At 68.8% G+C, this 25,598-nt stretch carries 23 protein-coding genes; 17 read left to right on the top strand and 6 right to left on the bottom strand.

Annotated features, from left to right (window positions below):
* Window positions 1–270: 270 nt before the first annotated feature.
* On the top strand, window positions 271–4,386 hold the full coding sequence (locus AB4Z48_RS01360; protein ID WP_441612027.1) for an ATP-binding protein: 4,116 nt from the start codon (window positions 271–273) through the stop codon (window positions 4,384–4,386).
* A gap of 24 nt (window positions 4,387–4,410) precedes the next feature.
* Here the strand turns inward: AB4Z48_RS01360 and AB4Z48_RS01365 are convergent, their stop codons facing one another.
* Window positions 4,411–7,158: an ATP-binding protein gene (locus AB4Z48_RS01365; RefSeq protein WP_441612028.1), complete on the bottom strand. Its 2,748-nt coding sequence runs from the start codon at window positions 7,156–7,158 to the stop codon at window positions 4,411–4,413.
* A 476-nt stretch (window positions 7,159–7,634) separates the two neighbouring features.
* Here AB4Z48_RS01365 and xth point away from each other — a divergent pair, with 476 nt between their 5' ends.
* Window positions 7,635–8,450: an exodeoxyribonuclease III gene (gene xth, locus AB4Z48_RS01370; protein WP_441612030.1), complete on the top strand. Its 816-nt coding sequence runs from the start codon at window positions 7,635–7,637 to the stop codon at window positions 8,448–8,450.
* Between the two features lie 38 nt (window positions 8,451–8,488).
* Here xth and AB4Z48_RS01375 read toward each other — a convergent pair whose 3' ends face one another.
* The gene (locus tag AB4Z48_RS01375; protein ID WP_441612031.1) at window positions 8,489–9,760 is read right to left on the bottom strand and encodes a DUF2325 domain-containing protein; all 1,272 of its coding nucleotides are present in this window, start codon (window positions 9,758–9,760) and stop codon (window positions 8,489–8,491) included.
* A 248-nt stretch (window positions 9,761–10,008) separates the two neighbouring features.
* Between AB4Z48_RS01375 and AB4Z48_RS01380 the strand changes: the two genes are divergently transcribed.
* Together AB4Z48_RS01380 and AB4Z48_RS01385 are read left to right on the top strand one after the other, a co-directional pair.
* Window positions 10,009–10,437, top strand: coding sequence for a TOBE domain-containing protein (locus tag AB4Z48_RS01380; protein WP_441612032.1), 429 nt, complete (start codon window positions 10,009–10,011; stop codon window positions 10,435–10,437).
* 330 nt (window positions 10,438–10,767) lie between these two features.
* Window positions 10,768–11,094, top strand: a complete 327-nt coding sequence (locus AB4Z48_RS01385; protein ID WP_441612272.1) for a winged helix-turn-helix domain-containing protein — start codon at window positions 10,768–10,770, stop codon at window positions 11,092–11,094.
* 18 nt (window positions 11,095–11,112) lie between these two features.
* Here AB4Z48_RS01385 and AB4Z48_RS01390 read toward each other — a convergent pair whose 3' ends face one another.
* On the bottom strand, window positions 11,113–11,652 hold the full coding sequence (locus AB4Z48_RS01390) for a cysteine hydrolase family protein (protein WP_441612033.1): 540 nt from the start codon (window positions 11,650–11,652) through the stop codon (window positions 11,113–11,115).
* Window positions 11,653–11,780: 128 nt separating this feature from the next.
* Between AB4Z48_RS01390 and AB4Z48_RS01395 the strand changes: the two genes are divergently transcribed.
* The 4 genes from AB4Z48_RS01395 (at window position 11,781) to AB4Z48_RS01410 (ending at window position 14,874) form a co-directional block, all read left to right on the top strand.
* Window positions 11,781–12,161, top strand: coding sequence for a VOC family protein (locus AB4Z48_RS01395; protein ID WP_441612034.1), 381 nt, complete (start codon window positions 11,781–11,783; stop codon window positions 12,159–12,161).
* 157 nt (window positions 12,162–12,318) lie between these two features.
* On the top strand, window positions 12,319–12,780 hold the full coding sequence (locus AB4Z48_RS01400) for an SRPBCC family protein (protein ID WP_441612273.1): 462 nt from the start codon (window positions 12,319–12,321) through the stop codon (window positions 12,778–12,780).
* Window positions 12,764–13,123: an ArsR/SmtB family transcription factor gene (locus tag AB4Z48_RS01405; protein ID WP_441612035.1), complete on the top strand. Its 360-nt coding sequence runs from the start codon at window positions 12,764–12,766 to the stop codon at window positions 13,121–13,123. The genes AB4Z48_RS01400 and AB4Z48_RS01405 overlap by 17 nt, the downstream gene beginning before the upstream one ends.
* A 134-nt stretch (window positions 13,124–13,257) precedes the next feature.
* The gene (locus AB4Z48_RS01410; RefSeq protein WP_441612036.1) at window positions 13,258–14,874 is read left to right on the top strand and encodes an inorganic phosphate transporter; all 1,617 of its coding nucleotides are present in this window, start codon (window positions 13,258–13,260) and stop codon (window positions 14,872–14,874) included.
* A gap of 266 nt (window positions 14,875–15,140) precedes the next feature.
* Here AB4Z48_RS01410 and AB4Z48_RS01415 read toward each other — a convergent pair whose 3' ends face one another.
* Window positions 15,141–16,244 (bottom strand): GlxA family transcriptional regulator, encoded by a 1,104-nt coding sequence (locus AB4Z48_RS01415; RefSeq protein WP_441612037.1) that lies wholly within the window; start codon window positions 16,242–16,244, stop codon window positions 15,141–15,143.
* Between the two features lie 106 nt (window positions 16,245–16,350).
* Between AB4Z48_RS01415 and AB4Z48_RS01420 the strand changes: the two genes are divergently transcribed.
* Genes AB4Z48_RS01420 through AB4Z48_RS01440 form a run of 5 tightly spaced genes read left to right on the top strand, consistent with a single transcriptional unit; the run spans window position 16,351 to window position 21,170 of the window.
* Entirely contained in the window at window positions 16,351–17,415 is a 1,065-nt protein-coding gene (locus AB4Z48_RS01420) for an ABC transporter substrate-binding protein (RefSeq protein WP_441612039.1), read from the top strand.
* Window positions 17,416–17,429: 14 nt separating this feature from the next.
* Window positions 17,430–18,497, top strand: coding sequence for an ABC transporter ATP-binding protein (locus AB4Z48_RS01425; protein WP_441612040.1), 1,068 nt, complete (start codon window positions 17,430–17,432; stop codon window positions 18,495–18,497).
* Window positions 18,494–19,336 (top strand): ABC transporter permease, encoded by an 843-nt coding sequence (locus AB4Z48_RS01430; RefSeq protein ID WP_441612041.1) that lies wholly within the window; start codon window positions 18,494–18,496, stop codon window positions 19,334–19,336. Before AB4Z48_RS01425 ends, AB4Z48_RS01430 begins: the two co-directional genes overlap by 4 nt.
* Window positions 19,333–20,121: an ABC transporter permease gene (locus tag AB4Z48_RS01435; RefSeq protein ID WP_441612042.1), complete on the top strand. Its 789-nt coding sequence runs from the start codon at window positions 19,333–19,335 to the stop codon at window positions 20,119–20,121. The genes AB4Z48_RS01430 and AB4Z48_RS01435 overlap by 4 nt, the downstream gene beginning before the upstream one ends.
* A 35-nt stretch (window positions 20,122–20,156) precedes the next feature.
* Window positions 20,157–21,170, top strand: coding sequence for a proline racemase family protein (locus AB4Z48_RS01440; protein WP_441612043.1), 1,014 nt, complete (start codon window positions 20,157–20,159; stop codon window positions 21,168–21,170).
* An 89-nt stretch (window positions 21,171–21,259) separates the two neighbouring features.
* Here the strand turns inward: AB4Z48_RS01440 and AB4Z48_RS01445 are convergent, their stop codons facing one another.
* Entirely contained in the window at window positions 21,260–21,880 is a 621-nt protein-coding gene (locus AB4Z48_RS01445; RefSeq protein ID WP_441612044.1) for a flavodoxin family protein, read from the bottom strand.
* Window positions 21,881–22,271: 391 nt separating this feature from the next.
* On the opposite strand from AB4Z48_RS01445, the gene AB4Z48_RS01450 reads away from it, so the two are divergent.
* Window positions 22,272–22,880: a DUF2459 domain-containing protein gene (locus tag AB4Z48_RS01450; protein WP_441612274.1), complete on the top strand. Its 609-nt coding sequence runs from the start codon at window positions 22,272–22,274 to the stop codon at window positions 22,878–22,880.
* A gap of 14 nt (window positions 22,881–22,894) precedes the next feature.
* Here AB4Z48_RS01450 and AB4Z48_RS01455 read toward each other — a convergent pair whose 3' ends face one another.
* Window positions 22,895–23,047 (bottom strand): hypothetical protein, encoded by a 153-nt coding sequence (locus AB4Z48_RS01455; RefSeq protein ID WP_441612045.1) that lies wholly within the window; start codon window positions 23,045–23,047, stop codon window positions 22,895–22,897.
* A gap of 250 nt (window positions 23,048–23,297) precedes the next feature.
* Between AB4Z48_RS01455 and AB4Z48_RS01460 the strand changes: the two genes are divergently transcribed.
* The 3 genes from AB4Z48_RS01460 to AB4Z48_RS01470 all read left to right on the top strand — a co-directional run bounded on the left by AB4Z48_RS01460 (window position 23,298) and on the right by AB4Z48_RS01470 (window position 25,515).
* Window positions 23,298–23,930: a DUF2239 family protein gene (locus AB4Z48_RS01460; protein WP_441612046.1), complete on the top strand. Its 633-nt coding sequence runs from the start codon at window positions 23,298–23,300 to the stop codon at window positions 23,928–23,930.
* A 278-nt stretch (window positions 23,931–24,208) separates the two neighbouring features.
* Window positions 24,209–24,478, top strand: coding sequence for a hypothetical protein (locus tag AB4Z48_RS01465; protein WP_441612047.1), 270 nt, complete (start codon window positions 24,209–24,211; stop codon window positions 24,476–24,478).
* On the top strand, window positions 24,433–25,515 hold the full coding sequence (locus AB4Z48_RS01470) for a S1 family peptidase (protein ID WP_441612048.1): 1,083 nt from the start codon (window positions 24,433–24,435) through the stop codon (window positions 25,513–25,515). Before AB4Z48_RS01465 ends, AB4Z48_RS01470 begins: the two co-directional genes overlap by 46 nt.
* Window positions 25,516–25,598: the final 83 nt, after the last annotated feature.

Raw genomic sequence — 25,598 nt, forward strand, 5'->3', positions numbered from 1 at the left:
AATACTTCGGTTTCGCCCCCGCGTTTTGCGCCAGATCAATTGGCGGGAGGGGGGGGCACCCGCGCCGGCGTTGCGCAAGCGGCACGACGACACGCCGCGCGGTGCGGCAGAGGACAGCCAGCCTGGCCGTGGAGGCGCTATCATGCTCAGCCATCGAACACCGGGCGCCCGGCAGCCAGCGCGCGTTGCACAATGCGCCGGCACCGAACGCAGGCAGCGGGCGGCCGCGCCGGAACGCAACGTATCGCAGCGACATAGGACAACCGACTCATGAGCAAAACCTGGACCTCGCGCGAGGCCTGGCAAGGGTGGCTGGTTCATCTCGCATTGCTGCTCTTTTGCGCCGGCGCGCTGCCTGCCGGGGCGGGGCAGGCGTCACCTGTGGCGGCGGCGTCCGCACCGGTCGTCATCAGGATCGGCATCGTGAAGCAGGGGTTGCCGCCATTTCTGTTCGCGCGGGGGCCGCAGCCTAGCGGATACGGCATCGACATGCTGCGCGAAGCGCTCGGCGGCGCGACGACGCGCTTCACGGAGCGCGAGTATCCCGACATTCCTGCCTTGATCGCGGCCACCTGCAAGGGCGAGATCGACATCCTGATCAGCATGGCGAAGACGGATGCGCGCAAGAATTGCCTGATCTATTCCGAGCCCTACTTCAACGGCGACACGGTCGTGGTGGGGCGCCGCGCGGATCAGGTGGCCGGGACGCTGTCGCCCGGCTCCACGGGCGCCCGCTTCGCCGTCGAACCGGGCTTCTATATGGAAGGCGTGGTGCGTGCCAGGTATCCCCGCGCCACGCTGGTGCCGGCGGGCGACGTCACGGACGGCCTGCGCGCCGTCGCAACGGGCAGGGCGGATTTCTATTCGGCATTGCAGCCGGTGGCGGAATACACGCTTGCCAGGCGCGAGTTCGACACGCTCTCGGTGGTCAATACCTACCGCGAGCCCGGCAGCGAGGTGTATTTCGCATTCCCGCCCGCATCCACCGCCTTCCGGGCCCAGGTGAATGCTGGGCTGGCGCGGATAAGCAGCGAGCGCCGCCTGGCGCTGCTGGCCAGATGGATCAATGCGCGGCTGGTGCAGCAGGAGCCCGCGGAACAGTTTTTCCTGGCGCCCGAGGAACGCGCCTTCCTGAGCGCGCTGCCGCCCCTGCGGGTAGGCTTCGACGTCGGGCTGGCGCCGTACAGTTATCTCGATGAAAGCGGCCGTCCAAGCGGGATTGCGCTCGACTACCTGGGCTACCTGGGCGAGGCGCTTGGCCTGCGCTTCCAGCGTGTGCCTTCGGCGAGCTTCGGCAAGACCGTGGAGGCCATGCACAGCGGTGGCCTGGACCTGATGGCCGTGGCCGCCCCGCACGATTCCGGCTTGCGCGCTCTGCCGGTTTCGCGTCCGTATGCGGCATTTCCCGTGGTGATCGTGGGCCGGCAGTCGGCGCCGGCGATCGGGCATCTCAAGGACATCGAAGGGCTGCGCGTTGTCGTCACCGCCGCGGGCGGCGTGGGCGACATGGTCCGCACGGAAGTCCCCGGCGCGCGCCTGTCGACGGCCGCGAGCGTCCATGCGGCCCTGGACAGCGTGGCGAGCGGCAATGCCGATGTCTATGTCGACGACCTGGCCTCGGCCGATGTCGAGCTGCAGCGCAGTTTCGCCGGCAAGTTGCGCGTCATCGGCTCCGGGGAGCGTCTGCTGGATATCGGCTTCGCCGTGTCGCCGGCGCTGTCGGCACGCCTGCTGCCGCTGGTCAACCGGGCCCTCTCGGCGCTGCCGGACCAGCGCCGGCTCGATATCCAGCAGCGCTACATGGCGGCCAGCTACGTGCTCGAGCCATCGTGGCGGCAGATACTGGAGCGTGCCGGGCTGCCGTTCGCGGCGCTGCTGTGCGTTGTCGCCATCCTCCTGCGCTCGCAGTACCTGTTGCGCAGGGAGGTGGCGGGCCGGCGCGAAGTCGAGCGCAAGGTCTCCGTGCAGCAGCGCTTCCAGTCGACGCTGATCGATGCCGTGCCCGTGCCCCTTGCGGTGATGGACAAGCAGGGCCGCTACCTGGCGGTCAATGCGGCGTTTGCGTCCTTGCTGGACGTGAAGCAGGAGGATCTGGTCGGCCGCCTGCAGAACGAGGCCGAGGTGTGGGGCGCCGAGATCAGCGCGACGCTGGACCGCGCGATCCGCGAAGCATTGCTGGCCGGGGAGATGCGCCATATCGCGCTCGATTTCCAGGGCACGGCCGGGCACGCGCGGCACTTTATTTGCTGGCTGCAGCCATTCGCCCCGAACGAGGCGGATGCCGGCGGCATCATCTGCTCGGCGGTGGAGGTTTCGGAGATCCGCCTGGCCGAGCTCAAGGCGCGCAAGGCCGAAGCGCGGCTGATCGACGTCACGCGGCACCTGCCGGCCACGGTGTTCCAGATGCGCCAGGCACAGGGCGAGGACTTTGCCTTCGTGTGGGTCAGCGGCAATACGCAGGAGCTGTTCGGGCTCGATGCCGAGGAAATCGTTGCCGACACCGCGCGCGTGCGGGCCTGCATCCATCCGGAGCACGCCGGGCCCCTGCGCGAAGCGGTCACCCGCGCGGGCGAGATCCTGCAGCCGGTCAATCACGAGGTGCGCCTGCTTGGCAGGGGCGGCTTGCAGTGGGCGCGGCTGCACGCGGTGCCACGCCGCGAGGACGACGGCAGCACGTTGTGGAACGGCTACTGGACCGACACCACCGAAGAACACGCGCGCGCCGCCGCGCTGGGCAGCGCGCGCGACACCGCCGAGGCGGCTTCCCGCGCCAAGGACAACTTCCTGGCCATGATGAGCCACGAGATCCGCACGCCCATGAGCGGGGTGCTGGGGCTGGTCGAACTGCTCGGCCATACCGAGCTGAGCCGTGAACAGGCGTCCACCGTCGGCATGATCGAGGACTCGGCCGGGGCCTTGCTGCAGATCCTGGACGATATCCTCGACTACTCCAAGATCGAAGCCGGCCGCATCGACATCGAGTGGCTGCCGCTGGACCTGCGCGAGCTTTGCGACAATGCGCTGGGACTGCTTGCCACGCGCGCGCACGACAAGGGCCTGCTGATGCGGCTCGATGTTAGCGAGGATGTGGCCGCCGTGGTGCTCGGCGACAGCGTGCGCCTGCGCCAGATATTCTTCAACCTGCTCAGCAATGCGATCAAGTTCACCGAGCGCGGCACGGTCAGTTTCGCCGTCGAGGTAGCCGGCGAGCGCAATGGCGCGCAGACCATCGTCTGCCGCATCAGCGACACCGGCGTCGGCATCGCGCCGGACCAGCGGGCGCGGCTGTTCGAGCCCTTCATGCAGGCGGACTCCTCCACCACGCGGCGTTTCGGCGGCACCGGCCTGGGGCTGTCGATCTGCCGCAGGCTGCTGGTGCTGATGCACGGCGAGATCACGCTGGAGAGCGAGCCGGGCGTCGGCACGCAGGTGGAAGTCCGGCTGACGCTGCCGGTCAGGGAAAAGGCCTATGCGGACCGCCCGCTGGCCGGGCGCCGCGCCGCGATCCGGGTGAGCGATGCCGGGGTCGCGCATGCCCTGGCGCATCTGCTGCGGGCGGCCGGCGCGGATGCGGATAACGGTGCGGATAACAGCGCTGATAGCGGCCCGGATAGCGACCCGGATAGCGGCCCGGATAGCGACCCGGTTAGCGGCGCGCAACCGACGGGCAGGCAAGCGCGCGCGGGTTTTGACCTGCTCTTCCTCGACGACGGCGCGCCGCTACCCGTACAGGCTGGCGCCGCCGCGCCCGCGGTGATCCACATCACCGACAAGCCCAAGCTGGCCGGCTACCGCCTGACGCGAGGCGATGTGCGCCTGAGCGTCAATCCGCTGACCTGGCGGGGCCTCAAGGCGGCCTCGCTGGCCGCGCCGGGCGGGAGCGCCGCGCGCGGCGCCGAGCGCGCCACCACAGGGCCGGCCGGCGTGCCGGCGCTCTCGCGCGAGGCGGCGCTTGCCCAAGGACGGCTGATCCTGGTCGCCGAGGATCATCCCACCAACCGCATCCTGCTGCAGCGCCAGCTCAAGGTGCTCGGCTATGCCAGCGACGCTGTCGTCGATGGCGGCCAGGCGCTGGCGGCGCTGGGCGAGACGGACTACGCCCTGCTGATCACGGATTGCCACATGCCGGTGATGAACGGCTACGAACTGGCTGCGCAAGTGCGTGCGCGGGAGGCCGCGAGAGCGGGCGAAGCCGGCAAGGGGCGGCCCCATCTGCCGATCGTCGCCATCACCGCAAGCACCGAAGCCGCGGAAATGCAGCGTTGCCTGGACGCCGGCATGGACGAATGCCTGTTCAAGCCCGCGCAGCTGCACATATTGCAGGCGTGCCTGGAACGCTGGATCCGGCCGGCAAGCCTGTCCGGCACCGCGACGCAGCAGGAGTAGGCCGGCCGCACGGAGGCGCGGGCCTCAGCGCTGCGCCAGGACCTGCCGCAGTGCCTGCTTGAGCTCCTGCATCGACGCGGGCTTGCCCAGGAAGACGTCGATGCCCGCGGCGCGGCTGCGATGCTCCTCTTCGGCGAGCGTCGATGCCGACACCGCGATGATCGGGGTGTGCCTGCCATCCTTGCTCGCGCGCAACTGCCTGGCCAGGGCAAAGCCATCCATGCCCGGCATGTAGAGGTCGGTGATCAGCAGGTCCGTCGGCGCCGCGTGCAGCGCCTTCCAGGCGCCTTCGCCGTTGTCGCAGATCACCACGTTGTCGTAGCCGAGCTGCCGCAGCTGGGTCTTGAGCAGCAGCTGGTTGACGCGGTGATCCTCCGCCACCACGATGCGCGCCGCCTTCCTGTCCGCCGGCGCCGGCTCGCCGGACGGTGCGACCTCCGCGCCGGGATTGCCGCCGTGGCCGCTCGGCAGCGCCTCCTGGCAGGCGCCGATGAAGGCGCTCCAGGCGATGGGATTGTCGTGCAGCACGACCGGGCTGCCGCTACCCGTGCCGGCCGGCCGGCCGCCCTTGCGCACCAGCAGGATATCGCCGGGATGATGCGCTCCGGCCGCCCCCACGATGCGCAGCGGCGCATGGTATTCGTCCTGGGCGCCCACCACGAAGGGGCGCATGCCGGCGGCGCGGGCGTAGTGCTTGAGCGCCATCACCGCGGCGGGCTCGTCCACGGCAATCGCAATCTTCCTGTTGGCCAGTTGCGGGAACTCGTAGTTGTCGCAATCCACCTGCATCGTCAGCCGCAGCGTCACCGAGGTGCCGTTGCCTTCGGTGCTGCTGATCTCGAGCTGGCCGCCCATGAGTTCGGCCAGTTGCCGGCAGATCGTCAGCCCGAGCCCGGTGCCGCTGAAGCGCCGGGTCGAGTGGCCGTCGACCTGCTCGAACGGCTCGAACAGCATGTGCAGCGCCCCGGCCGGGATGCCGATGCCGGTGTCGCTCACGGTGATCTCGATCATCTCGTGCCCGTGCGCGCTTTCCACCTGCGCGGCGCTCACGCTGATGCTGCCTTGCACCGTGAACTTGATGGCGTTGGAGATCAGGTTGAGCAGGATCTGGCGGATGCGCACGGCATCGGCGAGATAGCGTGCCGCGATGCCGGAATCGATGCAGATGTTCATCCGCAGGCCCTTCTCGCAGGCGTTGCCGGACAGCAGGAATACCGCGCCCTCGATCAGCTCGCGCAGATCGGTCCCGGTCTCGACGATCTTCATCTTGCCGGCGCCGATCTTGGCATAGTCGAGGATGTCGTTGAGGATCTGCAGCAGGGCCTCGCCGGAGCTGTTGGCCACCTGGGCCAGATGCCGCTGGTGGTCGTCCAGCCCGGTATCGATCAGCATCTCCAGCAGGCCCAGCATGCCGTGCATCGGCGTGCGGATCTCATGGCTCATCATGGCCAGGAAACTGTCCTTGGCGTGTAGCGCCGCCTCCGCGGCATCCCTGGCCTGCATCAGGGCCTCGGCCTGGGCGCGCTCCTGCGCGGCGGCGTCCTGCAACTGCCTGATCAGCAGGTTGCGGTCGGCCTCCAGTTCCTCCCTGGCGATCGCCGCGCGCCGCAGCACCTGCACGGAATGCAGCAGGGCGCCGATCTGGGTGCCGCGCCGCGCCGACGGCAGCGTGAGGTTGTAGTCGCCCCCGGCGATGCTTCGTATGGCCTCCGTGGCCCCGGACAGCGGGCGGATGATGCGGCGCGCGAACATGACGATGATGACGCCGAGCGCCAGCAGCGCCATGCCGATGATGCCGCACAGCAGGCGCAGCTTGGCGCCGGCGGCGGCTTCCTGCTGGCGCACGATATGCATGGCGGAGGCGATCTCCGCATCGCGCACGCGGATGATGGCGGCCATGGTCGGGACGTAGCGCTCGGCAAAGGCCGCGGTCGACGGGTAGCGCAGGTCGTGCGGCGGCAGCGCGGCGACCTCGTTGAGATAGGCAACGCCGTCGGTGAAGTAGCTCGATGCCATTTCGTGGATGGCCATCACGGAGGGGCGGCGCGTGGCCTTGTCGTCGCGGGCGCGCATCGTGATCAGCTCGCCCAGCGCGCGAATCCTGCCAGTCTCGGTCCACAGTTCGCGCCGCTCCTCCGCGGACAGCGCCCGGTGCGCGGTGAGTGCCGGAGTGAACACGGAGCCGGCGCGTCCGGCCTGCTCGCGCAGCTCGGCGGACAGGCGCGCAATGCCTGCGTGCTCGGCGGTCAGCGGCTCCGCGCGGATCAGGTCGAACATGACTTCGTCGGAAATCCGCATGATGTCGGCGGTGGCGGTGAACATGGTGCCCAGCACGGTGCACAGTCCGTCGGTGGTGCGTCCCGGGCGCGGCGTCTGCGCAATCCGGTCGACACCCGCGCGCGCGTCGCGCAGTTGCGCGTGGATCTCCCTCAGGAGCTTGGCGCTGGCCGGGCAGTGCGCGCACGGCATGGCGTCGAGATGCGAGACCGCGGCGCCCAGCGCGCGGTCGGTCTCCGCGCGTGCACGGGTGAGCGCTTCCTGCTTGCTGGCCGGCACGGGCGAATCGCTGCCCATCACGGCGTTCGAAGGCCCGCGCTCCGCAGAAGCCTTTTCTGCCGCGACCAGCACCGAGTTGAACAGGTTCAGCACCGGTTCGGTCTCTTGCGCGGCGTTATAGCTCTGCCATCCCAGCAGCAGCAGGTAACCCGCGAGCCCTACCGTGGTGGCGAAGATAAAGGCGGCAAGCAGCCGGAAGCGTCGATCTATTCGCATTGTGTTGTTTCAGGTGCGGTTATGTGCTCGTGTCGACGGCGCATCCGGGCAATCGCGTCACAGCCGGCGGCAATGACGTGGCCGGGACGGTACAAGGTGCTGGCGAAATTCCGGGGCGGTCCCTGGCGCGCCCCCGGTTGATCATGCGAGGCTGGCTTGCCCATCCGGCCGGGCCTGGGCGGACGGGCATGCCGGAGACCCGCGCCGTGCCTTGCGGCGGCCTGGCGCGGTCAGGCGTGGGTGGGTTGTCATGCGGGGAGGCGCCAACAAAAAGCGCGAACGATTCTGGGTGGAACTTGCTGATAACAGGCTGGACTTTATCCCGCCTTTTCCCGCATGATTTTGGGAAATTTCCCAATGTAAGTGGGGAAATTTCCCAAACAGATCGAACGCGCGTAGGAATTTTCTGAGGCCGCCAGGCACGAAGAAAGCATGGCGCAGCGCGCCCTTGCACAGCCTGTGCGGAGGTTCATCCGATGGCCCGGCTCACGATCGCCACCTTCAACATCAATGGCATCCGCGCCCGGCTCCCCGCCTTGCTGGCGTGGCTGGCGCGCGAGGCGCCGGACGTGGCCTGCCTGCAGGAGCTGAAGGCGGACGACGCGGCATTCCCGGTCGGCGAGATCCATGCGGCGGGGTACGGCGCGGTCTGGCATGGCCAGAAATCGTGGAACGGCGTAGCGATCCTTGCCAGGGGCGTAGATCCCGTCGAATGCCGGCGCGGCTTGCCCGGCGATGCTGACGACGCCCACAGCCGCTACCTGGAAGCCGCGGTGCAGGGCGTACTGGTGGCCTGTCTGTACCTGCCCAACGGCAACCCGCAGCCTGGACCGAAGTTCGACTACAAGCTCGCCTGGTTCGAGCGCCTGATCACCCATGCGGCCAGCCTCCATGAGAGCGGCCTGCCGGTGGTCATCGCCGGCGACTTCAACGTGGTGCCGACCGACGCGGACATCTACAATCCGCGCTCATGGCGCAAGGATGCCTTGCTGCAGCCGCAGACCCGCGCCTGCTACCAGCGCCTGCTGGAGCAAGGCTGGACCGACGCCCTGCGCGCGTACTTCGGCGAGACGCGGGTCTATACGTTCTGGGATTACTTTCGCCAGCACTGGCAGACCGACTCGGGACTGCGCATCGATCATCTCTTGCTCAGTGCCGGCCTCGCGCCGCGCTTGCGCGCGGCGGGCGTAGACCGCTGGGTGCGCGGCGAGCCGCAGGCAAGCGACCATGCGCCGGCCTGGGTGGAACTCGACATGGGATCTGCCGCGCAAGGCAGGAAGCGCAAGGCTTAGGAACGCAGGAAGGCGGTGCCGCCGGCAGGCGGCCGCGGCTACGCTGCCCGCTCTGGCACCGGCGACGGCATGCGCGCGGTGGCGGCCGCATCCGGAAGGCCGGATGGCGGCATTGCCACGCGGCTCGCCAGTTCCACGAAGCTGGCGACGCTGGCGGTGCGCAGGGGATAGTAGGCGACCTGATGGCGGTCGCAGACACGCTTGATCGTGCTCATGGAATCGTGGTCGATACAGTCGACCGGGAACACCACCATGTCGGCGCGCGCTACCGTCGCGGCCAGCAGGCCCTTGCGGTCTTCGATGCCGCCGTCGTGCAGCACCAGCTGGCCGCCGGTCGATTCCACCAGCGATTTCAGTGTGTTGTTGGAGCCGGGGCGCCCGCCCACGTAGACGATGCGCTTGCCTTGCAGCAGGCGCAGTCCCGGATGGCGATCCTGCGCCTGCTCGCCGTTGCCATCGGCCGACAGCACGGCATGTTCCATGGCCAGCGCCTCGGCGCGGCTGATCTTGAGCTGGGCCAGCGCGTCTTCGAGCTGCGCGCGCAGCTCCCGCGCCGCGTCCTGCTCTTGCAGCACGCGTTGCTCCGCGGCTTCGCGGCGGCTGGCCTGCAGCGCGGCATCGTCTGCGCGCGCGGCCAGCGTTTCACGCAGCGCGTGGAGTTCGGCATGCGCCGGCTCGCGCGCGGCCAGCTGGGTGAGCCTGTCGCCAAGCTCGGCGGTCTGGCGCGTTGCCGCATCGTGCCGTGCGCTCATCTCCTGCAGGCGTTCCTGCTGGCGCTCGAGCTTGTCGCGCAGCGCCCCGTTCTCCGCTTCCAGCGCCATCAGCCGCCGGATATCGGCGCGGTTGGCGGCGCCCACCAGGTGCGACAGCATATGCACCTCGCCGAAGGCGGCCTGGCGCACCGCGACGCTGGCCTCCGGATGGGTCATCACGGCCCAGTAGGCCGGCGGAATATCGCCGCTGGCCACCGCATCCTGCCAGAGTCCCAGCACGGCCTGGGCACCCCTGGCGGCGCTGAAGCGGCGCAGCGCCAGCGCATAGCGCTCGTCCAGTGCCTTTTGCAGGGCCTTGCAGCCCTCGCCGCCGGCGCCGGCGAGCTTGACCGCCTCGTGATGGATCTCCAGGTCGGTCGTGCGCTGGCGCTCCAGCGCGGCAAAGCGCGGCACCAGCTTGCGCAGCTCGCCGGTGGTCATGCAGGTGCCGATGATCGAGCAGTGCAGGTGCGAGTCCAGTTCCGCCAGCCGCGTGCGGCGCCGACGGCGTGCAGCAGGCGGCGGCTGGCTTGTTGCCGAGCGCCGCCTCGATGCCATTGGCGCGGGCCAGGCGAAACGGGGGAGCGTGCATGCGGAACCTCGCGTGGAAGAAGAAAGGCCGGGTGCCGCGCCGCCAGCCAGGCGCGGAAACACTGCCGTATCGGCGAAATATACCATTGAATATAACGAGCATTGCGTGGCGGCAGATCGCGTTTGCAAAGGCGGTATGATCGGCAAGGTGGAGTGCGCGCTCCCCGCCAGCGCCCCGGCGCGGCCGTCATAACAATGCGAAGAGAGAGGTGAATATGAACACCAGCGCAAGAAACCAGCTGAGCGGCAAGGTCAGCGCCATTCACAATGGTGCGGTCAACGACGAAATCGAACTGGAGGTCGCCGGCGGGGTACGCATCGTCGCCACCATCACCGGGGCGAGCACCAAGCGGCTGGGCCTGGCCGTCGGCAAGGAGGCCATCGCCCTGATCAAGGCTTCGTCCGTGATCGTCGGCGTGGCCGATCCGGGCATGCTGCTGTCCGCCCGCAACCAGCTCGCGGGCACGGTGTCGGGCATCAAGACCGGCGCCGTCAATTCCGAGGTTGCCATCGGCCTGCCGCAGGGCGGCGAGATCGTGGCCATCATCACCAACGACAGCGTCACCAGCCTCGGCCTGAAGCAGGGCGGCGCAGCCGTCGCCATCTTCAAGGCTTCCAGCGTGCTGCTGGCCACGCGCGCCTGAGACCGCCGGCGCGCAGCGTCAGCGGGCGGGCGGCGCCGCGAACACCTCCAGGCTGGTCAGCCTGGAGACGTAGCGGCCGGCCTTGCCGTCATTAGGCATTAGGCACCACCAGTCGGGCAAAGCCGCTGGCGCCCAGCGGCGCGCCATCCATCTCATAGGCGATCAGGTCCGGCTGGTTGCGGCGAAGGCAGTCCGGGGGGCGCGAGCGGATGGACTCGCGCCACGCGCCTGTTTCGCCGCAAGGCCCGGGCGAGTTACCATGCCGCCATGGTCAAACTTGCCCGCTCCCGCACATCCGTCAGCCCGGACAAACCGCAGGCACTCCTGCGCATGCGCATCATGCTGGGCGACACCATCGCCATCGGCCCCGGCAAGATCGCCTTGCTCGAGGCGATCCGCGAATGCGGCTCCATCTCCGCCGCCGCCAGGCGCCTGGACATGTCCTACAAGCGGGCCTGGGACCTGCTCAACGAGATCAACCGCGCGCTGGCGCAGCCCGCCGTGGATTCCGAGCACGGCGGCTCGCAGGGCGGCGGCACGGTGCTGACTCCCGTGGGAGAGGACGTGGTCCGCCTCTACCGGGCCGCCGAGACGCTCGCCGCCAAGGCCTGCGCGGGCGAGATCGACGCGCTGATCCGGTTGCTGGCAAAACCCTGAGCGGCGGCGCGCCGCCGCTCAGGCGCGAAGATCCACTTGCGCCGCCGCGTGCGCGGCGATCTTGCTGCCGAAGCTGGAAATCGACGGTAGCGTGGCGTTGTGGTGCACGCGGATCATCTCCGCGCTCGCATGCGGCTTGTCGTGGGTCGTGTGCGCGTCCGCCGCCAGCGTGACATCGAGACCCAGCGCCGCGGCGCGTCGCGCCGTGGTGTCGACGCAGAACTCCGTGGCATAGCCGCACAGCACCACGTGCGAAACCGCCAGCGTGGACAGCAAGGCGCCCAGTTCGGTGCGAAGGAAGGAATCCGGCGTGGTCTTGCGGATGAAATGATCGTGAGCCCGCGCATCGAGCGCCGCCACAAGCTGCCACCCCGGCGTATCGAAGCGCAGCTCGTCCTCGCGGGTTTCGTGCTGGATGAATATGACCGGGACGTCCTTGCCGCGCGCACGCGCGATCAGCGCGTTGATATTGCCGATGACAGCGTCGGCCGACGCCGGCTGCGGCGCAGGCCCGAACAGGCCTTCCTGAACGTCGATTACCAGCAGGGCAGATGACATCGTCGCGCTCCTCGCGTCCCTTCGTTGAGAAGCCGCATTCTATCGCCGCCTTCGCGCCACCGGCGCGCCTTGAGTCCGCTGCCGCATTGAACAATACTGGGCCAAGGGTGTTCTCCAAGGAGCGGACCATGCTGCGAGACAGCCATGCATTCAGCGGGTATTCCGTCGACGACATTGCCAAGGCCGTGGATTTCTACGGTGGCGTGCTCGGACTCGAGGTGTCCCAATCCGGCGGCCTGCTGACCTTGAACCTGGCGGGTGGCAACTCCGTGCTGCTCTACCCGAAGCCCGGCCATGTGGCGGCGACCTTCACCGTGCTCAACTTCCCCGTGGAGAGCGTGGAGCGCGCAGTGGACAAGCTCGCCCAGCGCGGCGTGCGGTTCGAGAGCTACGACCTGCCCGGCGTCAAGACCGACGCGCGCGGCATCTCGCGTGGCGAGGGCGGCCCGGTCATCGCCTGGTTCAAGGACCCGGCCGGCAATATCCTGTCGGTGCTCGAGCCGATGTAAGTCCACGCTGCGAGAAATGCAGCCGTTCGATTGCGCTTTGCGTGGGCGTCACCTAATATGCAACCACTGGGTTGCATGAGGGCGGTTATCCGCAACCATTCGCGGATACGGCGGATGTCCRCCTGGCGCCCGGGCCGGCCCAATCGGAGATTGCATGATGGACTCATCCACTGATCGCATTGAACGTCAGATCCTGCTCAAGGCGTCGCCCGCGCGCGTCTGGCAAGCCTTGTCCGATGCCGAGGAATTCGGCAAGTGGTTCTGCGTGGACCTGCGCGGCAAGTCCTTTGTCGTCGGGCAGCCGGTGCGGGGCCAGATCACTTACCCGGGCTTCGAGCATGTGGTGTTCGAAGCCTGGATCGAGCGCATGGAGCCTGAGCGCCTGTTTGCCTGGCGCTGGCATCCGGCCGCGGTGGAAGCGGGGCGCGATTACTCGGCGGAGCCGACCACGCTGGTCGTCTTCGAACTGGAGCCCGTGCCAGGTGGCACGCTGCTGCGCGTGGTGGAATCGGGCTTCGATAACGTGCCGCCGGGGCGCCGCCTGGAAGCGTTCCGTATGAACAGCAACGGCTGGGAGGGACAGATGCGCAATATCGAAAAGCATGTTGCCGCGCAGTGACGTCAGCGCGGTGGGCGCGGTGGGCGCGGACTTGCGCAAGTCCGCGTCGGTCTTCGCCGCGCTCGGCGACGAAACCCGCCTGCGCCTAGTGGCCGCGCYGTGTGCCGGCGGCGCCATGTCCATCGCCCAGCTGACCGCCGGCAGCGACATCTCGCGGCAGGCCATCACCAAGCACCTGCACGCGCTGGCGCAGGTGGGCCTGGTCCACGACATCAAGGTCGGGCGCGAGCGCCAGTGGGCCTTCGATCCGGCACAGATCGAAGCCGCGCGCCGCTCGCTCGAACTGATCGCGCGCCAATGGGATCACGCGCTGGAGCGTCTGCGCCTGGCGCTGGAATCCTAGGCGCCCGCGCTGGCATCCGCGTGCCCGGCGTGGCGCGAAATTGTCCGGTGGCTTTGTGATTCGTGCGTGACTCGTGTCACGGAAATGTCATGTTCCGGCAGGACGATGGCGCTTCGTCCTTGAGGGAGCGGAACATGAACAACATCGAAGCGACGCCCGATGCCGGCGCCCGGCGCCTGCGCCCCAACCTGGACCACCGCCCCGGCAAGCTCGCCGGCCTGGCTTTCCTGTTGCTGCTGGCGGGAGGCATCGCCTACACGGGCGTGAGCCTGGTGCACGATGTGTCCTCGGCGCAGTCCATGCCGTCGACCTGGCTGCCTATCCTGCTGCTCGGCGTGGCCTTGCTGATCGCCCTGGGCTTCGAGTTCGTCAACGGCTTCCACGACACGGCCAACGCCGTGGCCACCGTGATCTACACCAACTCCCTGCCGCCGCACTTCGCGGTGGTGTGGTCCGGCTTGTTCAATTTCCTCGGCGTGCTGGTGTCGAGCGGCGCGGTGGCGTTCGGCATCATCTCGCTGCTGCCGGTGGAACTGATATTGCAGGTGGGTTCCTCGGCCGGTTTCGCGATGGTGTTCGCGTTACTGATCGCCGCCATCATCTGGAACCTCGGCACATGGTGGCTCGGCCTGCCGGCTTCGTCGTCCCATACGCTGATCGGCTCCATCATCGGCGTGGGCGTGGCCAATGCGCTGATGCACGGGCGGGACGGCACCAGCGGCGTGGACTGGCCGCAGGCCATCAAGGTAGGCTATTCGTTGCTGCTCTCGCCGCTGGTCGGCTTCGGCTGCGCGGCACTGCTGTTGCTGCTGCTGCGCGCGCTGGTCAGGCGCCCTGAGTTGTACGCCGAGCCCCAGGGCAACAAGGCTCCGCCCTGGTGGATCCGTGGCTTGCTGGTGCTCACCTGCACCGGCGTGTCGTTCGCGCACGGCTCCAACGATGGACAGAAGGGCATGGGCCTGATCATGCTGATCCTGGTCGGCACCGTGCCGATCTCCTATGCCCTGAACCGCGCCATGCCCGTGGACGAGACCACCCGTTTCGCGGCAGTGGCGCAGGTCACCAGCGACGCCCTGCAACGCAGCTTGCCGGCACCGGTGGCGGCACCCGCCGATCCGCATGGCGTGCTGTCGGACTACCTGCGTACGCGCGCATTCAACGCCGACGTGGTGCCCGCCCTCGCCAGCATCGCCGGCAAGATCGGCGACCAGGTGCGCGCGCACGACAGCCTGGCTGGCGTGCCGGCGACCTCGGTGGCCAACGTCCGCAACGAAATGTACCTCGCGTCCGAAGCCATCCGTCTGCTGGAGAAGGAAAGCACGGTGAGGTTCGATGCCGCCACCAGGGAAAACCTGGGCGCCTTCAAGCGGGAAATCGACACCGCCACCAAGTTCATCCCGCTGTGGGTCAAGGTGGCCGTGGCCATCGCGCTCGGCCTCGGCACCATGGTCGGGTGGAAGCGCATCGTGGTCACCGTGGGCGAGAAGATCGGCAAGACCCACCTGACCTATGCGCAGGGGGCTTGCGCCGAACTCGTGGCCATGGCCACCATCGGCGCGGCCGACGCCTTCGGCCTGCCGGTGTCCACCACTCACGTGCTTTCGTCAGGCGTGGCCGGCACCATGGCGGCAAACCGCTCGGGTTTGCAGATGTCCACCATCCGCAACCTGGCGATGGCCTGGGTGCTGACGCTGCCGGCGGCGATCTTGCTGTCGGGGTCTTTGTTCTGGGTGTTTACCAAGCTGTTCTGAAAGCCATTGCGGCGCGCGCGCCCGGCCTGCCCGCAACGCCCGCATCGCTGATGCTGGCTGCCCCTCGCCCGCCAGCGGCGAGGGGCCGCGGGAATCTCAGGCCGTCGCCAGGCCCGGCGAACGCGGCTTCGCGCCCTGGCCGAAACACGCCCGCCCGCGGAGGATCTTGCCCCTGCCCGGCGCGCACACGAAGGGCGCCGCCATGCGCACGCGAATCGCGCGGCCGGTGTCCTGCCCGCGACAGTGCGGCACTCGCCTGAAACGTTTCATATGCCGGGCTCGGCGAGCGCCGGCGCCGGCGCTGCGCCGTCCTGCCCCTGCTGCAGGAACTGGCGCGGCGAGACGCCAAACCGCGCGCGGAAGTCGCGCGAGAAATGCGCGCCGTCGGCGAAGCCGCAATCCAGTGCGATCTGCGTGATGCTGGCCGGGTTGTTGCGCAGCAGCCAGCTGCCATACTCCAGCCGCAGCGTGCGCTGGAACGCCATCGGCGAGACGCCGATGGCCTCGTGGAAGGCGCGTTCGAGCTGCCGCCGCCCCACGCCCACGTAGCGGGCGATGGCATCCAGCGAAGGCGGGTTGTCGATGCGCTGCTCGATATAGTGGGCGGCCTGGCGTACGCGGATGTCCTTGATGTGCGCCAGGTCGGCATAGAAATGCGCCTGCGGCAGCTTGGCCGGCCGCATGCCCTGCAGCATCATGTGGCGCACCGCCTGCTGGGTCTTCTCCCTGCCGCAATGGCGGGATACGAGGTACAGCCCGAGATCGATCGCGGCGGTCGAGCCGGCGCAGGTGATCAGGTCGCCCTCATCGACGAAGAGATGGTCCACCACGGCGCGCGTGCGCGGATAGCGATCGCGAAAGGCGTCGAGCACGTTCCAGTGCACGCAGACCGAGCGCGATCCGATCAGGTCGGCCTGCGCCAGCGCGAATGTCCCGGTACAGATGCCCAGCATGCGCACCCGGCTGGCCGCCGCCAGCCGCAGCCAGTCGCGCAGCGCGGGCGGCATGTAGGTGTTGGGGTAGTCGTTGCCGCCGCATACCGCCACGTAGTCGAACTCGCCGGGGTCGGCGCTGAGGGCGCCGTTGACCTGCACGGTCACGCCGGCGCTCGAGGTGCGCGGCAGGCCGTCCATGCTCATCACGCGCCAGCTGGTGTGGATCTGGCGGCTGCGCCCGCCGTGGTCGGCGGCCAGGCGCAGCACGTCGATCAGTCCGGAGAAGGCCGCGAGCGTGAACTGGTGCAGCAGGACGAAGCCGACGTTCAGCTCGGGTTTACCCCCTTGCCCGACGGGCGCGGGGGGATCCGGTTCGTGTGGGCCGGTGCTGGCGCCGGTGCTGGCGCCGGTACTGGCGGAAGGCGGGATTGGCATGACGCAATTATTCAACTTTATGGCCACGGCTTGCAAGCTCGGACGGGCTGCCAACGCGCAACATGCATCTGTGGTCGCAACGCAAGAACCTTTCTGGGGACATGACATGGGATCCGAGACCTACCGTACCATCCGCGCCGCGCTGGCCGTCGCCGCAGCGGCAACCGCCACGGCGTGGTCGCCGGGCGCGGCCGCGCAGCCGGCGAAACTGACCGTCGCCATGTACGGCGGCAACTGGGGCGACGCGTTCCGCAGCTGCGTGGCGGAGCCATTTACGAAGGCCACCGGGATCGCGGTGACGCCGGAGATCGGCACCTCCACCACGACCCTGGCCAAGCTGCAGCAGCAAAAGGCCGCGCCCGCCATCGATGTCGCGTGGATGGACGGCGGCATCAGTGAGCTGGCCTACCAGGCCGGCGTGCTGGACAACCTCGATCCCGCGGCGATCCCCAACCTGAAGAACGTGCTGCCCAAGGCTGTGTATCGCAACGGCGGCACCAGCTATGCCGTGGGCTCCGGCTACTACTCGCTGGGACTGACCTACAGCACCAAGTCGGTCAGGCCGGCACCCACCAGCTGGAAGGACATGTGGAAGCCGGAGTACGCGGGCGCGGTGGCCGTGCCGTCGCCGGCCAATTCGTCCGGGGTGCCGTTCGTGGTGTTCATGGCGAAGGTGTGGGGCGCGGACGCGGCCAACCTGGCGCCGGTCTACGCCAAGCTGGCGGCGCTCGATACCGCCCTGTTCTTCGACAGCTCGGGCGCGGCCACCAATGCCTTCCAGAGCGGCGAAGCCGTGATCGGCGCGCATTTCAACGTAGGCGCCTGGGACCTGATCGACAAGGGCGTGCCCATCGGCTTCGTGGTGCCGAAGGAGGGCGCATGGGCAACCGATGCGCGCCTGCACCTGGTCAAGGGCTCGCGCAACAAGGTCGCCGCCGAGAAGTTCATCGACACCGCGCTGACGCCGCAAGCGGCTACCTGCCTGGCGACCAAGCTCTATCTGGGACCGGCCGTGCAGGGCGTCACGGTACCGGCCGACGTGGCGCGCAAGCTGCCGTGGGGCGTCAACGGTTCGGTGGACAGCCTGAGCCTGTTCGACTGGAGCGTCATCAACGCGCGGCGCGCCGAGATCACCGATGCGTGGAACCGGCAGGTCGCGCGCAAGCGCTAGGGTGGGAGCGAGTGATGTCTGATCTGCTGAGCATCGATGCCGTCTGCAAGCGCTTCGGCGCCTATACGGCGCTGGACCATATCCGCCTGGATATCCGGCAGGGCGAGTTCGTCGCCCTGCTGGGCCCCAGCGGCTGCGGCAAGACCACGCTGCTGCGCTCCATCGCGGGCTTCCTGGCGCCGGACAGCGGGCGCATCCTGATCGATGGCCAGGACGTCACGCAGCTGCCGCCTTACCGGCGCCCGCTCAACACGGTGTTCCAGAACTATGCGCTGTTCCCGCACATGAGCGTGCTGGACAACGTGGCCTACGGCCCGCGCCGCCAGGGCGCGCCGCGCGCCGAGGCGCGCACGCGCGCCATGCAGGCCCTGGAGATGGTGGGCCTGGCGGCGCTCGGCGAGCGCTATCCGCGCGAGATGTCCGGCGGGCAGCAGCAACGCGTGGCGCTGGCGCGCGCCATCGTCAACCGGCCCAAGCTGCTGCTGCTCGACGAGCCGCTCTCCGCGCTGGACATGAAGCTGCGCAAGCATATGCAGCTGGAGCTCAAGCAGCTCCAGGAAAAGCTGGGCATCGCCTTCGTGTTCGTCACGCATGACCAGGAAGAAGCCATGACCATGGCCGACCGCATCGTGGTCATGCACGCGGGGCGCATCGAGCAGATCGGCGCCGGCACCGAGATCTACCGCGCGCCCGCCACGCGCTTCGTCGCCGAGTTCATCGGCGACGCCAACCTGATCGGCTACGAGGCCTCCGGCAGCCAGGAGATCCGGCTTGCCGTGGCCGGGCGCACCGTGCCCGCCATGCAGCCGGGCATGGCGCCGCGCGGCGTGGCCGTGCTGCGCCCCGAGCATCTGCAATTGCTGGACGGCACCGGCGCCGGCGATGCGCAACTGTGCGCCTGGTCCGGCGTGCTGGCCGATGTCGCCAGCGTGGGCAGCCACACCATGATCCGCGCCGATGTGGGCGGGCATCTCATGGTGGCGCGCGCAGCGGGCTTGCCCGCCGCGGGCCTGCGCCCGGGCGGCGAGGTGCGGCTGGGCTTTCATCCCGCGCACCTGCATCTGATCGGGGAGCCGGCATGAGGCACCCGCACGCGATGCTCGGGCTGATGCTGGCGGCGCCGCTGGCGTTCTTCGCGGCATTCTTCCTTGCGCCCCTGGCCGTGGTGCTGACCGCGAGCCTTGCCAGTGGCGAGCCTCACGCCTGGACGCTGGCCAACTATGTGCGCGTGCTGGCGGACAGCTACCACTGGGACGTGATCCTGGTCACCTTCCGCATTGCCTGCGTGACCACGCTTGCCTGCGTCGCGCTGGGCTATCCGCTGGCCTGGTACCTGGTGCGCATGGTGCGCTGGCGTGCGTGGCGCCGGGTGTGCGTGATCCTGCTGGTGGTGCCGATGTTCACCAGCAATATCGTGCGTTCATTTGGCTGGATGGTGCTGCTCGGGCGCAACGGGCTGGTCAACCAGAGCCTGCTGGCGACGGGCCTGGCGGAGCGTCCGGTGCGTTTTCTCGGCACCGAGCTCGGCATCATCATCGGCATGGTCTATGTGCTGCTGCCGTTCGTGGTGCTGGCGGTGGGCAACGCGCTGGCGCGGGTCGATCCCGGCTGCGAACAGGCCTCGGCGGACCTCGGCGCAGGCCCCGCCGCGACCTTCCGCCATGTCACCTTCCCGCTCACGCTGCCGGGCGTGGTGGCCGGCGCGATCATGGTCTTCACGCTGGCGGTCAGCGCCTACGTCACGCCGGCGCTGCTGTCCGGCGGCCGCATCTCGGTGCTCTCCATGCTGATCTTCCAGCAATACAGCTCGACCTTCGATGTCCACTACGGCGGCGCGCTCAGCATCGTCCTGCTGGTCTTCACCCTCGCCATGGTCGCGCTTGCCGGCCGCGCCGGGGAAATCCGCGGAGGTGGGCGATGATCGCCAGGACCCTGATCCGGCTGGTGTCGTGGGCCGTGCTCGCCTACCTGGTGCTGCCGCTGGCGGTGATCCTGGGCAGCTCGCTGACGGCCTCCTCTTTCCTCGCCTTCCCGCCGCAGGGCTGGACGCTGCAGTGGTACCGCACGATGCTGTCCGATCCGAGCTACGTGTCGGCGTTCTCGACCAGCACGGCGCTCGCGCTGGCCGCCACGCTCGGCGCGCTGCTGCTGACCGTGCCCGCGGCACTGGCGTTGGGGCGCCATGACTTTCCCGGCAAGCGCGCCATCGCGGCCGTGCTGATGTCGCCGCTGGTGCTGCCGCACATCGTGCTGGGCGCGGCGCTGCTGCAGTTCGGCGGCTATTTCGGCCTCACGCGCAGCTTCCTGTCCCTGCTGATCGGGCACACCGTCATCATCGCGCCCTTCGTGCTGAGGTCGACGCTGTCGCTGATGACGCCCGAGCAGCGCGCGCTGGAAGAAGCGTCCTACGACCTCGGCGCCAATCCCTGGACCACGTTCTTCCTGGTGGTGCTGCCGCAGATCCGCCCGGGCATCGTCACGGGCGCCATCTTTGCCTTCATTTCCTCGTGGATCAATGTCGAGCTGTCCATCTTCAACACCACGGCGGACCTCAACACAATCCCGGTCAAGCTCTTCAACTACGTGCAGTACACCATCGACCCGACCATCGCCGCAGTCTCGGGCGCGACCATCGTGGTGGCCGTGGTGGCCATCGCGATCCTCGATTTGACCATCGGCCTGGACATGCTGTCCGACCGCAAATGACCCACTCCGCAACCCTTCAGCAAGGAGCTCCAGCCATGCGCAAGCAAGACGCGTTCGACGTCATCTACACCCACACCGAAGGGGAGCCGCTTTGCATCGTGCACAGCGGGATTCCCTATCCCCCCGGGTCCACCATCCTGGAGAAGCGCGCCTTTCTGGAGCAGCACTATGACTGGCTGCGCATGGCGCTGATGCGCGAGCCGCGTGGCCACAAGGACATGTTCGGGGTGTTCCTCACGCCGCCGTCCAGCCCGGAATACGATGCCGGCCTGATCTACATCGACGGCACCGAGTATTCGCATATGTGCGGCCATGGCACGATTGCCGTGAGCATGGCGATGGTGGCGCTGGGCCTGGTGCCGCGAGGCAGCAACGGCATGACCCGCATCCGCTTCGAGACCACCGCGGGCCTGGTGGTCTCGGAAGTGGCCTCCGAAGGCGACAACGTGCTGTGGACGCGCTTCGAGAACGTGCCGGCCTACGTTGCCGCGCGCGATATCCCGGTGCATCTGCCCGGCTACGGCGACCTCAAGGCCGACCTGGTGTGGGGCGGCAACTACTTCGGCATCGTCGACCTGAGCGATTGCGCGCTGCGCATCTCGCCGGACAACGGCAGTGAGCTGTCGCGGCTCGGCGTGATGGTGCGCGACCAGATCAGGCAGCAGATGCGCATCCAGCATCCGACCGAGGCGCATATCAACAACCTGAACTTCATCACGTTCTGGCACCAGCCCACCATCGAGGGCGCGTTCTACAAGAACGTGCACGTGTTCAGCGCGGGGCAGCTCGACCGCTCGCCCGGCGGCACCGGCACCAGCGCCATGATGGCGATGTTCGAGGCGCGCGGGAAGCTGGGCCTGAACCAGCCCATCCTGTCCGAAGGGCTGCTGGGCAGCGGTACCTTCGAAGGCTGCCTGCTGGGCGAGGTGGACCTGAACGGCACGCGCGCGGTGCGCCCGACCGTCAAGGGCACCGCCAGCATCCTGGGCACGGCGCGCTGGATGATCGACCGCGACGACCCGGTCGGCGCGGGCTTCCTGGTGCGCTGAAATGCGATGACGCAGCCTCGCGGCTGCGTCGTTGCATGGTTGCCTCGGGCCAGCTGCCCCGGATGCGGGGCAGCCGGGCTTGCCCGGCCTCAGGCCGCCTGCTTGAGCGTAGCCAGCGCGCGGCGCCCGGCGGCCAGCTGGTGCGCGACTTCGGCCACGCGCGCGCCCAGGTGTTCGGCGGTGCGCAGATCGGCCAGCGGCGGCACCACCTCGGCGCTTTCATCGGCGTTCGATTGCGCGGCCGCGCCCAGGAAGAAGCCGTGGCGGTTCAGCGAGTCTTCGGTCGACTTGGAGTTGTTGTGGCCCGGGGGCAGGCCCAGGTTCACCCAGTGCATGCCGTGCTGCGCGGCGAAGATCGCCATCTGCTGCAGGGTGGCCAGCTTGTCGCCGGAGCGCGAGGCGGCGTTGGTGAAGCCTGCCGCCACCTTGTTGGCCCACTTGCCGCCCTTGGCGAAGACGTTGCGCGAGGTGGCATCCATGAAGCCCTTGAACTGCGCCGACGCGCTGCCCATGTAGGTGGGCGCGCCGAAGATGATGCCGTCGACGTTTTCCAGCGTGTCCCAGTGCTGATCGATCTCGTCGACGCTGATCAGCAGGCTTTCCACGCCGTCCACGCTGGCGGCGCCGCGGGCGACGGCCTGCGCTTGCCTGGCGGTGTGGCCGTAGCCGCTGTGGTAGACGATGGCGAGCTGGGTGGCGGTGGCGTGCATGATGTTTTCCTCGATGATTGCGAAATTTTGAATCTTGGGAGTCTTGCTTTGGTTGGCTTCAGTGCCTGCCTGTGAAAGCAAGTTTAGGCAGTGCGAGCGCGCGCGAGTGGCCGCAAAATCAATAAGTTGTTGAATTATTTTGAATATCGCTGCCGGCAACTGGCGGCGAGCACACAGCAGCGCGGCCAAAGGCAGTGCGCGTCACGCGCGGTGCCGGTTTTGTGCGCTTGCGCGTCTATGCGGCCGGCGCCACGCCGGCCGTCGCCTACCATCAAGAGTGCGATTTCCTCGCCGCACGCCGCGGCGCGGATCCAGTGAGTCCCGGTATCCGCCCTTGCCCTGCCCCCGATCAAGTATCCCGGCCCGCGCCGCGGCGCTGCTCTTGCCGTTCGTGCTGGCCGGCTGCGCCACCACGCCCGCGCCCGCGGGCAAGCCGCCGGGTCCGGCCGTTACCGCCATCGCCGTGGTGGCGCGCGGCTGGCATACCGATATCTGCCTGCGCAGCGAGGATGCCGGCGAGTGGGTGGGCGCGCTGGCGCGGGGTTTCGATGGCGCGCGCTTCCTCTGCTTCGGCTTTGGCGACCGGCGCTACGTCATCACGCACGACCATAGCTGGACAGCGATGTTCTCGGCCATGTTCCCGGGCCCGGGCGCGCTGTTGATGACGGTGCTGCGCGACACGCCGGCGGCCGCGTTCGGCGCCGGCGACGTGGTCAGCCTCGGGGTGGACGAAGCCGGCCTGCGGGGCCTGCGCGGCTATCTGCGCGATGCGGTGGAGAAGGACGGCGCGGGCTTGCCTGTGAGGCTCGGCCAGGGGCCCTATCCGGGCAGCCTGTTCTTCGGCGCGACCGGCTCCTACGACGGCCTCTATACCTGCAATACGTGGACGGCGGACGCCTTGCGGTCCGCCGGGTTGCCCGTGGGCGGCGCGTTATTCGCGGGCGGCATCATGCGGCAGGCGCGCGCAGCCGCTGCCGCGCAGGGCAGGGACGCGCCGTAGCCGGCCGCGCGCCGTTAGCAGGGCGCGGGGCTGCAGTAGACGGAGGAGCCGGGCGGCGGCACTACCACGGGCGTCTTGTTGGGCGGATTGGGGTCGCTGCTGCTGAACGATATGCAACCGGCCAGCATAAGCGGCAGCAAGAGCGCGACGACGATGGAACGTTGCATGGCAGTCCCCCCAGCGGATCTTCAGGTCTTCGGTTACGTGGCCTCGCGGCGGGCTCCGGGATGCAAGCCGGCGCCAGGACCGAGGCTTCCAGTATAGGTAAGGCCACAGCGGGCGCTCCGCCGCCTGTGATGTTTCGTCCGCCGGTCCCGGACGGGCCGCCGCATTTTTACCCGGGTAATATTGACTGGGCTATTTTACCCGGGTATTATCGGCGTCATTGTTCATCTTTCGCGGCAACGCCAGACCGTCATGAGTGAGATCCAGCCAGCGCAATACACCGCCTTCGAAGGCAGCAGGCGCATCGCCGCGGGCGCGCTCGCGCTGGTGGCGCGGCAGGTCAGGGAGCGCTTTGCCGACGAGCCCGTCGCCGGCGTGCTGATCTTCGGCGATGACGACTGCCATCAGGTGGAGGTCGATTTCCGCGGCACGGCCGACGAGGTGGCCGCGCGCATCGCCGCCATGGAGCAGGCCGCGCCCTTCCCCGACGCGCAGCAGGCGCCCGAAGCCGAAACGCCGCGCGGTCCCGGCCGGCCGCGGCTGGGCGTGGTGGCGCGCGAGGTCACGCTGCTGCCGCGCCACTGGGACTGGCTTGCCGCGCAACCCGGCGGGGCGTCGGTGGCGCTGCGCAAGCTGGTGGAGGACGCGCGCAGGGCCGGCGCGGGCAAGGACCGTATCCGCAGGGCGCAGGAGGCAAGCTACCGCTTCATGGCGGCGGCGGCCGGCGGCGGCGCCAACTTCGAAGAGGTGGCACGTGCCTTGTTCGCGGGAGAGCGCGCGCGCTTCGACGAACTGGTCGCCTTGTGGCCGGCCGACCTGCGCGATTATCTCCGGCAGCGCGCCGAAGCCGCGTTCGCGGATGCGCGGGAGCAACAGGGCGGCTGAAGGCCGCCGGCACCGCGCCCTTGTCCAATCCGCATGGCCACTGCAGAATACGGCCACAACGAAGACAGACAACAAGAACGGGCGGGGTTACAGGGATGGGAATCACAGGGCTTGCCGGCCGGGCTTGCGGCTGCCTTGCAGGCGCAGCGGTGCGGCGCCCGGTTGCAGCCGCACGCTGTCCGATGCGGCCGCGCCGAGGCAATCGCCACGCTCCCTGTCCGTGCATCCCGGCTTTCCCGCATCCGGGTATCCCTGCTTTCCACTTCCAGTCCCACCCTATGACCACGCCATCGCACCGCATGCGCCGTACCGTGCTGTCCGCGTTTCCCGCGGCCTTTGCACTCGCCGCCGCCAGCGCCCACGCGCTCGACAGCGCACAGCTGCTCGCCAAGATCACGCCCAGCGTCTACGGCGTGCGCACGATGGGCCAGAACAACGCGCCGCTGTCTTCGGGCTCGGCCGTAGTGGTCGGGGCCGCGGGCAGCTCGTCACGGCCTGCCACGTGCTGGCCGGCGCGAGCGGCATCGCCGTGCGGCGCGACAACGTGAGCTATGACGCCACGCTGGAAGCGCCCGACGTCGAGCGCGACCTGTGCCTGCTGCGCGTGGCCAATTTCAGCGCGCCGGCGGTGGTCATAACCGCCGCGGCGGCGCCATCCTTCGGCCAGAAGATCGTGGCCGCCGCCAGCCCGGAAGCCGCGGGCGTCGCGCTGCAGGAAGGCAGCGTGGCGGGCCTGCGCGCCGGCGCGGACGGCAAGCTGGACCGCATCGAGATCACGGTGCAGATGCCGAGCGCGGCCAGCGGCGGCGGCGTCTTCGACGACAGCGGCCGGCTGGTGGGCGTGCTGGCGGGACGCGCCGATGCGGGCGACAAGCTGCTCAAGGCTGTGCCCGCGAACTGGATCGCGGCAGCCAGGGAACGCGGCACGGCGGCGATGGCCAGCTACAAGCCATCGCTGCTGGCGCCGGCAGCCGCACCCGCGCCCGCAGCCGCGGCTCCCGTTGCCACCGACGAGGCAGGTGGGATCGCAGCCGGGAAAYAGTCGCCGGCGGTGGGCGAGGTCTGGCGCTACGAGCTGGTCGACAAGCTGACCCACAAGCGCCGCCCGGTGGTCTACCGCGTCGACAAGGTCGAGGCCGAGCGCGTGAGCTTCAACCAGGGCGCGCGCATCGAGAGCCGGGATGGCCGCGTCGAGATCGCCACGCCTGCCGGCGGCGACTTCGATGCCGTCTCGCCGCCGCGCGGCTGGGTGCCGGAGAACGTCAAGCCGGGCATGCGCTGGAAGTACAGCTACAAGCAGCCCGGCACCGACCTGCCCACGGAGCTCAGCGGCGAAGCCACCGGCGAGTCCACCATCACCGTGCCCGCGGGCAGCTTCCGCGTGCTGCGCATTGATTACAAGGGGTACGTGATGCGCCCCTTCTACGGTTTCTCCGGCGGCGGCTCGCAAAGTTCGGTGCCCTACACGGCGGTGGCGTGGTATGCGCCCGAGCTCAAGCGCGTGGTGCGCTTCGATGCCAGCTACGTGGCGCGCTGGGACAAGGTGGACGAAAGCCTGGTGCTGCTCGATCATCGTTTCGACTGAGCGGCACGCCGGCGCCATGCGCCGCCAACGCCACGCCGCTGCGGCGCCATGCGTTTTTGGTAGGATGCAGGCCTTTCCATTGA

The sequence above is a fragment of the Cupriavidus sp. 2TAF22 genome, from assembly GCF_052115045.1.
Taxonomy (GTDB): Bacteria; Pseudomonadota; Gammaproteobacteria; order Burkholderiales; family Burkholderiaceae; genus Cupriavidus.